The 15,159-nt window shown below is 53.6% G+C and carries 6 protein-coding genes; 5 read left to right on the top strand and 1 reads right to left on the bottom strand.

Annotation, left to right across the window (positions count from 1 at the left end; genetic code table 11):
* Nucleotide 1: 1 nt before the first annotated feature.
* Nucleotides 2-628, bottom strand: a complete 627-nt coding sequence (locus QTO31_RS14350) for a hypothetical protein (RefSeq protein ID WP_301429752.1) — start codon at nt 626-628, stop codon at nt 2-4.
* A gap of 417 nt (nt 629-1,045) precedes the next feature.
* Here QTO31_RS14350 and QTO31_RS14345 point away from each other — a divergent pair, with 417 nt between their 5' ends.
* The 5 genes from QTO31_RS14345 (at nt 1,046) to QTO31_RS14325 (ending at nt 15,151) form a co-directional block, all read left to right on the top strand.
* Nucleotides 1,046-2,185 carry an MGDG synthase family glycosyltransferase gene (locus QTO31_RS14345; protein ID WP_031461013.1) on the top strand — a complete coding sequence of 380 codons (1,140 nt, stop codon included), beginning with the start codon at nt 1,046-1,048 and terminating at the stop codon, nt 2,183-2,185.
* A 3-nt stretch (nt 2,186-2,188) separates the two neighbouring features.
* Nucleotides 2,189-3,343, top strand: a complete 1,155-nt coding sequence (locus QTO31_RS14340; RefSeq protein WP_031461014.1) for an MGDG synthase family glycosyltransferase — start codon at nt 2,189-2,191, stop codon at nt 3,341-3,343.
* Nucleotides 3,344-4,249: 906 nt separating this feature from the next.
* The gene (locus QTO31_RS14335) at nt 4,250-7,519 is read left to right on the top strand and encodes a clostripain-related cysteine peptidase (protein WP_301429750.1); all 3,270 of its coding nucleotides are present in this window, start codon (nt 4,250-4,252) and stop codon (nt 7,517-7,519) included.
* Nucleotides 7,520-7,787: 268 nt separating this feature from the next.
* On the top strand, nt 7,788-12,014 hold the full coding sequence (locus QTO31_RS14330) for a kelch repeat-containing protein (protein WP_301429748.1): 4,227 nt from the start codon (nt 7,788-7,790) through the stop codon (nt 12,012-12,014).
* 23 nt (nt 12,015-12,037) lie between these two features.
* On the top strand, nt 12,038-15,151 hold the full coding sequence (locus QTO31_RS14325) for a PA14 domain-containing protein (protein WP_301429745.1): 3,114 nt from the start codon (nt 12,038-12,040) through the stop codon (nt 15,149-15,151).
* The last annotated feature ends 8 nt before the right edge of the window (nt 15,152-15,159 follow it).

Below are 15,159 nucleotides of genomic sequence, written 5' to 3'. Positions count from 1 at the left end.
ATCACTTCTCTGGCGGTGTATTCAATAACCGGTCAAGCAAGTCAGTCGCGGGAATTGTGCTCTCGTGTTGCAGTGGCATTGGCAGGTCATCGGGCGAAGACACCTGCCGGGATGCTGGTGTTGACGGATCGGTGATAGCTGTTCTCAGCCACGGTAACGGTGGCGGCAAATCGGTGATAACCGGTCTCTGCCACTGTAATGGTGGGGGCAGATCGGTAGGTGCTGGTGGCGATGTGGGCAGCGACTGAGCCGGCATGTCATAGCGACCACGTAAGCGCTGCTGCCAGACGTAGCCGGTGGCAGCGATAAGTGATGGTAAGAGGGCCAGGCCCGCTACCACTTGAAACACCAACCCTCGTGGCGTATTGAGATTGAGCAGTGCGATCACGGATGCGGCTACCGCCAACATCAGGCCACCTACCCAGAGACGATGCCACCAGTCCGCGTTACGCCAGAAGAGGGTTAGCCCGACAACAATTGTGAACAGGGTGATGAGTGTTACGATAGTGCCGACGGTGAACAATGACCAGGTTGCCAGACTACTTCCTCCAAGGATAAACACCAGGCAGCCAAATGCACGCACCGGACTCCGAAAAAGCACCCTCAACAAGCGACCGATTCCTCGCATATATGCTCCGATAGATGTATTCCTTGCAGCATACCATGTTCATTGTGCGTGAAGGTTCGCTTGCAGGCAAATGGGTTCTGCATATTCTTGAAAAAGGGGCGATGGTAGATGTCGGGAATTTCTCTCTCCGGTGGCCGAAATAGAGAAGGAAGCGGTCCCTGCCCCTTGTGGGAACGGAAGGGGGGCTGGAGGGGAAGGTGAGGGACGCCAATGGTACAGCAAGTGAAGGCTGCAACAGAAGCACTTTTCCGACTCGTTTCTAAAATACTGGTGCTACGTAAAACAGATCGCGGCGAAACATGGTACCATACCGTTAACGAGAAAGGATTATCGGTTGCATCACAACGAGTAGTGCCTGGCAATTTCGGTACAGGATGAAAGGCCCTCTCGGAACGGTGCCTCGTCGGAGATAGTGCTATGCCACGAGTCCTGATTTTACACGCATCGGTAGGAACCGGCCACAAGCGTGCGGCTGAGGCGCTGGCTGCGGCGTTTAGCCGTCGTCAGCCAGGTGAAGTACGAGTCGAGGATGTCCTCGACCACACCTCACGGCTCTTTCGCCTCGCATATGCCCGGTCGTACCTTGAATTGACCGACCGGGCGCCGCTGGTATGGGGGTATTTTTACACGCAGACCAATGCTGATCCGAATCTGGCCGAAATCACCAACAATATTCGCAAACTAGTTGAGAGCATCGGTACCAACGGTCTTAAAGAGGTGTTACGCGCATTTCAGCCAGACGTGATTATCTGCACCCACTTTCTACCGATGGAGCTACTGGTTGGGTATAAGCGGAGTGCCCGTCTGACTGAGCCGATTTATTGTGTCATCACCGATTACGCAGCTCATACATTCTGGACCTACACCGAGATTGATGGCTATTTTGTTGGTGATGAACAGACGCGCAATCAATTGATCGAGCGTGGGGTAAGTCCACAACAAATTGTTGTGAGTGGTATTCCAATAGATCCCTGTTTTGCCGAGCCAAACGATTGCTTGTCGGCACGTCGGCGTCGCGATCTGCCCATGGAAGGAACGGTCGTTACCCTCTTCGGTGGCGGAATTGACGATGAACACGTGCGGCTGATGGTGAGTGGTTTAATGCAGAGTCCACTAAAGGCCACACTGATCGTGGTTGCCGGTCGCAATACGACATTAGTCGAATCGCTGAGTGACTTTATCTCCACACCCAATATTGAATTGCGGGTACTGGGATTTATCGATTACGTCGATGATCTGATTACGGCCAGCGATTTGGTCATTACCAAAGCTGGTGGTTTGATTGTAAGTGAAGTCATGGCACGTGGCACACCGATGATTATCGTCGATCCAATCCTTGGTCAGGAGGAATGGAATGCTGACTACGTGGTGAGCACCGGTAGCGGCATCCAGTTGCGAATGTGTGATTCGGCGCCACGAGCTGTCTTGACGCTGTTGAACCACCCAACGATGTTGGCCGAAATGCGGCGTTGTGCCCAAGCTGCGGCCCATCCACGTGCTGCACTCGATATTGCTGAAAAGGTGATTGCCGATCTTGCCCATCATGTTCACGATTGAGTTATGACGAACCGACAACCAATTGATGTCTTGTTTGCCATTTCTGATACTGGAGGTGGTCACCGCAGTGCTGCGGTGGCGATCAGTGCTGCGCTCGAACTAATGTCAGGGAAGAGTATTACCTGGGCTATCGAAGACCTCTTACAGGCAACGAATGTGCCCGGTATTCGTAGTGCCCCTGGTATCTACGATCAGTTATCAACCCGCTGGCTCAAGCTGTACAATTTCTCGTTTCGCCTGACCGACTCTCAATCGACCGTGAGTTTTCTGTCGCGGATTGTCTATCTTATCGCTCGCCAGAATCTAGATCGCCTCCTCAGTGAACGACAGCCGCGCTTAGTCGTCGTCACCCACCCGCTTGTTCATCGGCTGGTCTGTGCCGCTCGTCGCCGCCGTCGGCATGCATTTCGTGTGCTGACCGTCGTCACCGATCTGGTTTCGTTGCACGCTTCTTGGAGCTACCCTGGTGTCGATCTGGCGCTCACGCCAACCGATGAAGCCTACCGATTGATGCACAAACGTGGCATGAAACCCAGCCAGCTTCAGCGTTGTGGCTTTCCGGTACATCCGAAGTTCGCTGCCGAGAATCGCGATGCACCAACAGCCCGTCGCGATCTAGGGTTTGATCCGGATCGGTTTACCGTGCTCTTGACTGCCGGTGGGGTTGGTTCTGGTCGACTCGGTGAACTGGTGCAAATGCTCGAGCAACAGATGCCCGACAAACAGTTTCTGGTTGTCACCGGCAAGAATCGTGCGCTCTACGAAGAGTTGCGGAATGGGCCACGGTTGCCCTATACCCATCTGTTTGGTTTTGTTCACAACATGGAAGAGTTAATGGCGGCCAGTGATGTTGTGGTGACCAAAGCCGGTCCAGGAACATTGATGGAAGCTCTGGTGATGCGCAAACCAGTGATCGTTACCGAAGCGGTCGGTTTGCAGGAACACGGAAATATAGATTTTGTTCTCAATTACGAATTGGGGTTCTTCTGCCCAACGAATGAACGAATTGTAGCAGCTATTGCCAGTCTTGAAGACCCAGAGCGCTATGCGGCAACGGTAGAACGGCTTAAGCATGCCGTGCCACGTGATGGCGCTATCCAGATTGCCCGTATTATTCATCAACAGTTAAACCTGCAATCGGTGATACGTCAGGTGTAGAGGATCTTTCGCACTCTGGAACAGAGTATCGGCGACTCGATTGCACCACAGCAGGTATAGCGTAGCTTCGTGCGATCAATCTCATGGCGATTACCTGAGAGCAGCAATCGGTTCAACAACACTTGACTACGCAATTGCTGACGCCAGAATCCAGGAATACCCGTAAGTCATAACGAATACCGGTACAACCGTCTGCGTAGCAGTCAGTTGTACCGGTATCGTATTTGTTTGCGACGCACGATCTACACATAACCAGTACGCTAAGCAGTTGCCCGGCGCGCCGAATGTAGCGTACCGATCACATCTCCCTTTCCCTCACTAGGTGTCGGACTTGTCTGTTGCAAGCTCCATCCGCGCCTGATTAGGTGTCCTACGCAGACAATTGCCAGCAGTGTTCCAGGCTTCTCGATAACCGTCTACCACTGCCGGCGTGCAAGAGGACGAGTGGTAACACTCGCAGCAACGCACCGTTACCGTAGTCCCATTTTTTTGCAGTTGGCTGCCAACACCGAACACCATCCCATCTGGCGTATGTACCCCTCGTTCATGCCAGGCACGGATTCGCAGAGCCTGATCAAAAACCCGGATTTCTTATTGGGAACGTACTGTGCCCGCACAACCATTGCGTGAGGGATTGCCAACATGCTTTCGCGCTAGCCACGCTCTGTCCATCCTTCCGCTTCCACACGGTGCGAGGAAGGGGAGCCAGTTGCCTGTCAACGTTCCCCTCACCATTTAAGCCTTTAATTTGCTCGAGCGAAGGAGAAACATCGCTATTGTTCCCAACTGACATCTCCAACCCTGCCAAATTTGCCCCCATCTGAGCATCTCTTATGAAAAGAAGACCTCTCAAGCAAACATTAATTGCTGTTCGTCGACCTGACACTATCGTGGAGGAACACCTTTATGCTACGCTATCGTCTGTTTGTTCTTATGACCGGTATCCTCGTTATTATCGGCTCGTTGTCAATTGCTCAAGCCGAAACAAAACCAAACATTCCTAAATATCGAGGTACGCTTGAGCAAGCGGTGCAGACAGCAATTCGCGATCAGGCAACAATACCGACTAACGCCACGCTGTTTGTCAACCGAATTTCCGAATACGAGCAGTGGTCCTTTGGTTCGGTCAGTGTCTTTCCCGAATCAGATGCGGCTCCAGACATCGTTCTCTTCCTGGCAAAACAGCAGAGCGATACCTGGGCAGTGGCTATTGAACATACCACGCATTTTGCAACTGCCTTGCGTACTATTCCGCGCCTATTACTCACCCCTGAGCAGTGGGCTACCCTCACGTCAGACCAACCGATTACGCTTGCAGCCGATGAAGCGGTAACATTGCAAGATGACCTTGGGTTGGCTATGGGGTTACCCTGGCCGGTCGGCGAGAGTCGGTATCTAACCCAGGGTCCCCATGCGCCAGGCGGATCGATACTGGCAGCACTCGACTTTGCCGGTTCGCCTGGAGCGCTGGTTCACGCCGCACGTGGTGGGGTCGTCTACCACGCATGTCCTGGTGCAGCAGATACTTACGTGCGGATCGATCACGGCGGTGGCGTGGAGAGCCATTACTATCATCTGGACTCAATCTCTGTTCCGAATGGTCAGTGGGTGAGTCGTTGGGCGCCGATTGGGGTGCAGGGCACGAAGGTACGCTGTGGGGGGTGGGTGACCGGTGCTCACTTTCAGTTCTGGATCAAAGTGAATGGACAAAACCTGGCAATTGACGGAATTGATATTGGTGGCTGGCGGGTATCCGGGAATTGTATGGTGCGCATTCGCGATGGGTTGAGCCGCTGTGTCAACAGTCTGATTGTGAACGAAGGTGCTATTGGTACAGGGTACACCATTGGTCAACCTAGTGATCGGGTGGAGGTGTTTGAGCAGGCTTACAACCGCAATGGTGGAGCGGCGAAGGTTGGTTATCCTGTTGGGCCAGTTCGTTGGCATGGTAACACGAACCGAGTGATGCTGCAGGAGTTCGACGGTGGCGAGCTTGGTGCACTGTTTATCGTGCTTGACCGCCCGAGCGATGAGCAGGTTCGTGGGACACCAGCTTATATCATTCGTGGGGGAATTTGGCATCACTACAGACACGTCTTAGGGGCGTGGGATTCGTGGCTTGGTCCACCTACGAGCGATGAATACATTAATACCGATGGTAAACCGCAACAGAACTTTCGTAACGGTATTCTTATTTATCACTCATCGGAAAATGTTGAAGCACGTCCGTGGCCGACACCCGTGGACGGGCAGTGGCGCATCGAGTATCGCAATTATGTTTCCAATCCCTCAAACGTTCAGATGGGACCGACCTGGGTCAGGAATGGAGCCCTTTATCCCGTAAATAGCCTGTGCTGGGGTAATGGCTCTCCTCTTGATGGTAAGTGGGGTGTTTGGGCAGATTATTTCACGGTACGGATGAGTGGACGGTTTTACTTCGAGGAGGGCGTGTATCGCTTCCGCGCTCGGGCTGATGATGTCATCAACCTCTATATTAACCAGAACCCGGTGATTCTCGATGAGGATGCCAGTCAGGTGAATGAAGAATACGTAGTTGATCGCTACATCAGTGCAGGCTACCATAATGTATTGGCCGAGTTCACTGAATTAACAGGTCATGCCTGCCTTGAGTTCTCGTGGACGAAATTGCCTGCCCCTGAACCTCCTAGCAATTTACGCCAGATCGGACGAACCATTACCAGCATTACGCTCACCTGGCAAGATAACTCCACGGATGAGACCGGCTTCTACATCTACGTTCAGAATGGCAATACTTGGAACCGGATTGCCACATTGGGCGCGAATGCAACCACGCACACTATCACCGATTTGCAGTGCGGGCAGTCGTATACGTATCGGGTTAGCGCCTACAGCAATGCCGGGGAATCGGCACCGAGCAATACGGTAACGGCAACGACGGCGGATTGTACACTCTTCCTCTTTATGCTCTACCTCAACGGTGATAATGACCTTTATCGCTATATAGCCCGCGCTCTTCAGTCCCTCGAACGGGCAACGGCGAACCCTAATGTCAAGATCGTGGTCTTGGTCGATGGCGATCAAAACGGTGATACGCAGCGTCTGGTGTTTGAGGCAACAAGTATACAGCGAGAGCTGCTAGGTGAACTGAATATGGGGAACCCCCAGACCCTCCAGGAGTTTGTCCGGTGGGCACGGGATCGCTATCCGGCTCGATATTCCTATCTGGCTCTGGCCGGACATGGCAATGGATTGGTAGGTATTGGACCGGATCAGAATAGTGGGAACGATGTTTTGGAGCCATGGGAAATCAGCCAGGCTCTACGAGCGGCGACGAACAATGGGCAGCGCAAGATAGATATTGTGCATTACGATGCCTGTTCGATGGCGCTTCTCGAGCATGCCTACGAGCTGCGGAACTATGCCGGGTATCTGATTGCGTCACAGTATCTGGCCTGGTCGGTCTTTGCGTATCAAAATTATGCGGAACAGGTCAGTCTCCAGGGTGTTCCAATGTTGGTAGGTCTCAACGAGGTGATTGCAGAGGTAAGCGCCGAAAGTACGCCCCGCAGCCTGGCAACGCAGATTGCCGAACGCTATTTCGGGCATGTAGCCCTGGTCGGCTCCCCACGCACCATCTCCGTGCTCGATCTGGAGCAGGTTGAGTCGGTTCGGCAGGCGCTCGATCAACTGCTAACCCTATTACAAAATAACCTGCAAAGCGTCAAGACCGATCTCCAACGAGCGCGTCAGAACGTGCAGAAGTTCGACTCCCGCGAGCCGTTGTACAAGATTACCCAGGAGGATGAGTATATCGATCTCGTGCACTGGGCGAGTCTGGTACAGTCGATCCCCAATTCGTCCATCAATGCTGCCGCGCAGCAGGTGCTGGATCGGGTACGCAATCAGTTGGTCGTCGTTTCGCGTCGAGAGAGTGGTAATATTGACAATCTCTCTATCAATCTTGATAACGCCAATGGGGTCAGTATCTATTTCCCACTCTCGTCAGGCGGCAATGCTTTCCAAAGCTATAGCTCTCACCGACTGTTCCAATTCACTGCCAACAGCCAGTGGGACGATTTCCTGAACAATTACTTTACCGTGACCACTTTACCGATTATTGATCTGGGACCAGCAGGTCTCTTACCATTACTTCGCCCGAAAGATATAGTGTACGTGCCGTTGGTGGTACGGTAGCGGTACGTTGGCAGAAACCCTCTTCAAATCTGACTCCCATCACGTGCCTCCCTCAACTGGGAGGGAGGCTTCCTCTCCTTACCTCGTCATAGCAGGGGCGAGTGCAGATCCGCCCCTGCTTTCTCTTTGCTAGACTATGAGCTTTTACGATCCCCTACAACGATAGCACATACCTCTTATTCGTGTCTTCGCTGCCAAAAAAAGACTTCTTCCACACTCTCTCACAATAGCAGAGCACATGCTCACCAGTAGGTGAATGGAGCAGCGTATGACGCGACTGATGTTTCAGTGCTTGCTCATTGTCACGTTGTGTAGTTCCTGGTTTACTATTACTCCCACTGTTGGCGCGACTCAACTACTCGGCTGGCAGCCAGATGTTCCACCAGCTCGTCAGTATCATGCTATGACCGCCAGTGCGGATACTGTCTTCCTCTTTGGTGGCATAGCGGCCAATGGCAACCGATTGCTTAACGACCTCTGGATCTGGCGCAACGAACGCTGGCAGTGGATTGGTAATGACGGTCCCACACCACGTCGTGATACTGCGCTCGCATACGATGCCCGTCGGCAGGAATTAGTGCTGTTTGGCGGATGGGATGGGCTTTCGTTCCTGAGTGATACGTGGGTATGGCGAGACGGGACATGGCAGCAACTCCAGCCAGCCCAATCACCATCGCCGCGCCGATCTCATGCGATGGTCTACGACACCCAGCGGCGGCAAATTGTGCTCTTCGGAGGCAGTAACGGTCAATCGCTCAACGACACCTGGGTTTGGAATGGGACGATCTGGATCAAGCTGGAACCGGAAACCCAACCTCTACCCCGCCAGTCCTATGCAATGACCTACGATACAACGACCGATCGCGTCGTGTTGTTTGGCGGAAAGATCGTATTGGGTCTCAATACCAGGTTCCTGAACGATGTTTGGGTTTGGGACGGTGCCAACTGGACGCGAGAAACGTCTGATCCGACCCCTCCGGCGCGAAGCGATCACATTCTGGTAACAACGTCGAATGGGGTCTTGCTCTTCGGTGGTGAGAATGAAGACGACATCCTTGCCGATACCTGGTTGTGGAACGGTGGTACATGGCAGCGATTGACCCCGGCAGTGTCACCGACTGCTCGCAGCGGAGCTGCCGCGGCATTCTCGGCCACACATCAGCACATATTCCTGTTTGGTGGGAGTGGTCTGTTCAACACCTATGCTGATACCTGGGTCTGGAATGGGAGCAACTGGCGACTCTTCCCCGATCCTACTGCACCTTCATCTCGTATGCAGGCTGCACTGGCCGATGATATTGGACGGGGCACGATCGTTCTTTTCGGTGGGGTGAACAGTGCAGTTCTGGACGATACCTGGTTGTGGACGGCAGAACAGGGTTGGCAGATGGCATCACCCGCCACGCGACCTTCCCCGCGTTATGGTCACGCGATGGCGTATGATCCCCTTCGCAATGAGGTTGTCCTTTTTGGCGGTTATAGTGGCAGTAGCCGTAATGATACCTGGGTATGGAACGGGAGTACGTGGCTCCTGCGTAATCCGCCGGTATCACCGCCACCCCGTTGGGGTCACACTCTCACCTACGATGCAGCGCGTGGCCGGATTGTCCTGTTCGGTGGCGCACAAAGCACAATCGGTTTCTACAATGACACCTGGGAATGGGATGGTCAGACCTGGATTGCCCGCTCTCCGACCACCCAGCCCCCTGCCCGCAGAAACCATGCTGCCGCCTATGATTCTGTGCGCGGACGAGTAGTTGTGTTCGGCGGTTATGCCATTAACGGGCAGACACCGATCTATTTCGACGATACGTGGGAATGGGATGGCGAGCGCTGGCAACGTGTGGTAGCGAGTGGACCGGCTGGCCGGATGGGTCACACCCTGTTCTACGATGCTGTGCGTCGCGAGACCGTCCTCTTCGGTGGAATTGGATCAACCTCCATTGACTCAACGATCTGGGCCTGGAACGGATTGTCATGGACGCAACGCCCCGATACGCTGCGCCCGCCGACGCAAGCCTTCCATACCGCAGTCTATCAACTGGTAAGCTGTCGTGCGCTCATCCTGAGTAGGGAGACAGAATTTCAGCGTCTTAACACGTGGCAACAGCGCGAGTCGTCGTGTTCTGCCCTCCCAACAGCCCGCATCGACAGTGTATCGCCGAATCCGGCCAATCGCAGCACCGACCGTATTCAACTCATCGGCAGTGGTAACGCAGCGTCTGGCAGCGGTCGGCAGATTCAGGCCTATCGCTGGCTCCTCAACGGCACGCAACTGCTCGGCACGAGTGCGTCGCTTACCGTGAACGCATCTGATTTCGCAGTGGGGGTCTATGAAGTCTCGCTGGCAGTGCGTGACGATGCGGGAATTTGGTCATTACCGGTAACCCAAACATTAACCATCATTGATAACCCCAGACTGGTGGTGTCAACCGATCCTATCACCGTAACCCTCGTGAGTGGTGACCGCACCGAACGAACACTAACCATCGCCAATCAGGGAGCCAGTCCGCTATTGGTGAATCTCCGTGCGGAGTCTGTCTCATCGTTCTCATCTTTGCCGACGGCATCTCTGTCAGGAGAGAGTACATCTTTAACCATCCCTCGTCCGTACCGCCCTAACGAACGTCTCGATGCGCGGCTTACCCGCTTCGCCCAAACGACATCGAATCGCCAGGAAACGTACCTAGTCTACATGAACGAAGTCGCCGATTTGCGGGCTGCTGCGCAAATCCAGGATTGGCGCGAGCGAGGTCGAGCAGTCGTGCAGCAATTGCAGGAAGTTGCTACACGCAGTCAGGCCGATACATTGCGCTATCTGGATGAGCAACAACGCAATGGGGCAGTGAGTTTTTACTGGTCGCTTTACAGTGTCAATGCAATTGTCGTGCGTGGGAACGCAGAGACATTGCGTACCCTGTTAGCGCAACCGCGAGTGGTTGGTATCACAATCAGCGAAGTTTACGCCCTGAACGATGTATCACAAGTACCGTTGCCCCAATCAACAACTGGCGTCAGATGGAATATCAGACGCATTGGCGCCGATCGGGTCTGGGGCGAATTCGGTGTGCGGGGCGAAGGGGTAGTCGTGGGGAGTATTGATACTGGTGCCCTCCTCGATCATCCTCTCCTCAATCCGACGTATCGTGGTCGCAATCCCGATGGCACCTACGATCACACCTATAGCTGGTTTGATCCGACCGGCTCGTTTCCGAATGCGCCCGGCGACGATAACGGACACGGTACGCATACCATCGGTACGATGGTCGGCATCGATGGCATTGGTGTTGCGCCAGGGGCGCGCTGGATTTCCGCCCGTGCCTGTAGCAATCGGTCATGTCGGGATTTCGACATCTTGCGGGCTATGGAATGGATGCTGGCGCCATATCCGGCAGCGATTGGTCCGACGGCTGCCAATCCCGATATGCGTCCACAAGTTGTCAATAATTCCTGGGGTGGGCCGGGTGGACGCCCCCTATTCCAGCAGATGGTGGCGGTATGGCGGGCTGCCGGTATCTTTCCAGCTTTTGCTGCTGGGAACTGTGGTCAGGCCCGCCCAGGATGCCCCATATCTGGTAGTGGCAGTATCAGCTCTCCCGGTGACTATGCCGAAAGCTTTGCCACCGGTGCGACAGATTCACAAGACGCACTGGCACCATTTAGCAGCCAGGGTCCATCACGTTTGACCTCGAATGTAAAACCAGACCTGGTTGCTCCTGGTGCAAGTATCGAGTCGGCAGCTCTTAACGGAGGTACTATTCCCCAAAATGGCACCTCTATGGCAAGTCCCCATACAGCCGGTGCTGTCGCTTTGCTCCTCTCGTTACGTCCTGGCCTAAATGTTGATCAAATCGAGACGTTACTCCGTACAACAGCCCGTGATCTGGCTGCACCGGGTCCAGATGCACAGACCGGTTACGGTCTGCTTGACGTATACGCTGCTGCACAGGCGGCCCAAACCGGTCTCGGCTGGCTCCGTCTTCCGCAAACGAGTGGCGTGGTTCAGCCCGGTCAAACCCTCTCATTCCCCATCCAGTTCGATGGACGAGGGATGACGATGGGAACGTATCGGGCCGAGCTTGTTATTCAAAGTAATGATCCGACCGCTGCCGAAATCCGAATTCCCGTGAGTCTCTCAATACAGAGGGTGTTACGCCAGAGCCATCCGTTTATCACCCATCGCACCGCAAACAGCATGGTTGTGCGCTGGATGGCACCCGATGGTCGGATTGCCCGTTTAGAGTATGCCGAACAGGAAGGAGGTCCATGGATAAGTCAGACGGGAACATCAAGCACTATTCCCGGAGAGACGCTGATAGTACTCCGTCATTTGAAGCCAGAAACTACGTATCTGCTCCGTCTGATTGCGATGGATGGGAGTGTTGAAGACAACGGAGGTCGCTTTTATCGAGTAACGACAGCACCGGCCCTTCCCTTTGAGATGCATGACGTGAACCAACCAGTTCAAGTCTATCTGCCACTCGTACAACGATGATTCAAACGCGAAAGGAGTGTTCTATGCGTGCCCGTACACTACAACGATGGCTCATCCCGCTAAGCCTTATTTTGCTGCTTCTGCTCAGTATGGGCCAGCCGCCCGCACCGACCGTGGCGCAGAATCAAGAGCAAAACCTGATTATGTCAGGCGATCCGAATCTACCGCCGAGTGTTTATGTCCTGGCGTTCAACCCATCAACCTACGGCATCTATTTCCTTGAAAATGATACCTGGCGGTTAGTGACAGCCGTACCGGTTAGTTCGGTTACAGTAGATCGGGTGATTGCCAAACTATCGCCGAATCGTCAGCGTGTGGCCTATATGATCATCGACGGCGAGACCGGAAATAGTGCGATCTTCGTTACCGATCTCTATGGTCTCGACACCACCCTGATCTACGCTAGTGATGATCCTGCGTTAGCTGCCACCTCGTTTGCCTGGTATGGCGATCAGATCGCCTACACTCTGGCCCGCGGACCTTTTGCTGGCGAGGCAGATGGCACGGTAATTAATCGGTTGGAGCAAGCTGCTCAGGCCAATTATTCCGGTGAATTATGGCTGAGCAGTGCCGATGGTAGTACCCATGACCAGATTGTGGGTGAAGGGGTTGGTCAGGTAATCGGTGGTATCACCGGTTCCAACTCTCTCTTCTACACGGTGGTAAACACTGAAACGCAGGACCTCATAGGGCTAAACAGCATTGATCTTGACGATAAGACGGTCAATGACCTTTTCCGCAAGACTGATAATACTGTCTACCTCGCTTTCGATCTTGTACAGACCGCTCCCAATACGATGCGCATTGCGGCAGTGACAGCAAATTCGCTGTTTTCTACACTGCCTGGAGATGGCACAAAACTGCTGACCGCCAATCTTGATGGTAGCGGTGCGCAGGTTATCTACAGTGACCCACTTGACATCGGTGCGGCAGTCTGGTCGCCACAAGGCGACAAGGTGGCAATCGTGCGTCATTCAACCGGTGAAGTGTTGATCCACGATCTGAACCAGGGAACAACGCAACCGCTGGCAGTCTCGGTGCAATCCACGGGTCTCCAGTGGAATGAGGATGGCACTGCGTTGATCGGATTACCAGCACTCGATAGCACGACGAATCCCTTTACGAAGGGGTTAGTTGTATTCGGACTGGATAGTACCACTCTGGCCTCGATTGAGACGCAGGCCACAGCAAATACGCGCTACGCACGCTATATCGTTCCCGGTTTCAATCCCACGACGTATGAGCCGTATGTACATCAAGTCCTCGATACGCCTACTAACTTTGATCGTAAGTATAATGCCTGTGGTGCGGCCTCGACAGTCATGGTGCTGGCTGCTCTCCAAAAGCTAGAGAGTAATAATCTCGGCGAAGAGGTTAGAAAATTCCATAACGGTCACAATCATAACGGCCGCTGGGTCCAAACTTCCGACCCGTCCCGGAGCTATGGTGGACGCGAGTGGATGGAACAGGCGCTCCGTGTCTATGGTATCGATCAGAAAGGAGGACCACCCTACAATGCTGAGACACGACAGCACCACGTCTTCAATCTCCAACAAATCGTTGATGCTCTTGAACGTGGTCATGCTGTTATCGCGGCAACCGCTTTAACTAGCGCCGGTCATATTGTCGTGATTATTGGCTACGAACGAGCCGGTGCTGAAGTTCGCCTGATTGTTAACGATCCGTTTGGAAATGCCAACCTTTCTCCATACAATGGCTCGCGGCGCAATGGTGCCGGTGTTGTTTACACCTGGGAAAAACTTCGTTTCCAGTGGGGATTCAAAGTCAACGCTGTTGCCACCGGTACTAATACTGTCTTGCCAGGTCAATGGCGTGGTGAATACTACAATAACACAAATCTGTCGGGTACACCGGTGCTTGTGCGGAGCGATAATAGGATCGACTTTGATTGGGGCACCGGCTCGCCTGGATCTGGTGTAGCTGCTGATAACTTCTCAGTTCGCTGGAAGAAAATGGTGCGTTTTGACCGGAGTGGTGTCTACCGCTTCACTACCGGCTCTGACGATGGCCTGCGGATTCGGATAGACGGTCGAACGATCCTGAACCAGTGGTACAATCGCCCTTTTACTCGTTCGACAACCGATGTCTATATCTCGGTTGGTGAGCATCTGATCGAAGTTGAGTACTATGACATCATCGATCGTGCTATCGTCCTAGTGGACTTGCAATATCACACACCATCAATGGTGTGGGAAGGGGCTTACTACCGCAACCCGAACCTGTCAGGTGAACCTGCCTTCCTCCGCAACGATCAAAATATCAAGTTTGACTGGGGTTTGGGTAGTCCAGATAGTTCCATTCCAGCCGACAACTTCTCAGTACGTTGGCGCCGCTCACTGTATCTGCCGGGTGGAGCCTGGCAATTCTATACCCGCAGTGATGATGGTAGTCGGGTCTTTGTGAATGGTCAGAAGGTTCTTGATCAGTGGTGGGATCATCCTGCTCAATCAGCTTACTCGAACTATCAATCCCTCAATGCTGGTACACACAATATAGTCGTTGATTTCTACGAGCGTGGTGGTGTAGCTTCGATGGAATTTGCCTTCTGGCCTCGGGTGTGGGCCGAATATTGGGACAAGCGTGACTTTACCGGCAATTACCGAAGCGAAGTTCTCAATTCGGTTAGCAAACGATGGTGGTTGGGAGGGCCTCATAATTCCTGGTGGCAAGATAACTTTTCATCGCGGTTTACCTGGCCGGTATCGTTACGTGGCGGTACGTATCGTATCTGTGTAAACTCCGATGATGGTTTCAGGTTTAAGGTTGACGGAACGGTTCGATTTGAACGCTGGCGTGATAGTGTCGGTCAGACATGTGCGAACATTGACATTAGTGCAGGCTGGCGCACCTTCCAGGTTGAACACTACGAAGCTGGTGGTCTGGCGTACCTGGAAGTTACCTGGGGACGTGCTGATGGCGCGTGGTACGGCGTAGCGCAACCTTCTGCATCATCGGCTGTGGCTAGCGAGCCACTAACCCAGGATCAACCGGTTGATGAAGTTACAGCCTATTTCCAACTTCTCCATGAACGTGGTACGCTCGGTTTGGGATTAGAAGCTGAGCAGCAAGAGCCATCACCCACCTTCATTGTGCGCGTTCCCCTCGTACAACGCTAGCTACCATT

Source organism: Chloroflexus sp. MS-CIW-1 (assembly GCF_030444705.1).
Classification (GTDB): Bacteria; Chloroflexota; Chloroflexia; order Chloroflexales; family Chloroflexaceae; genus Chloroflexus.
Note: the sequence above shows the minus strand (reverse complement) of the source record. Positions and strands in the feature narration are given on the sequence as shown.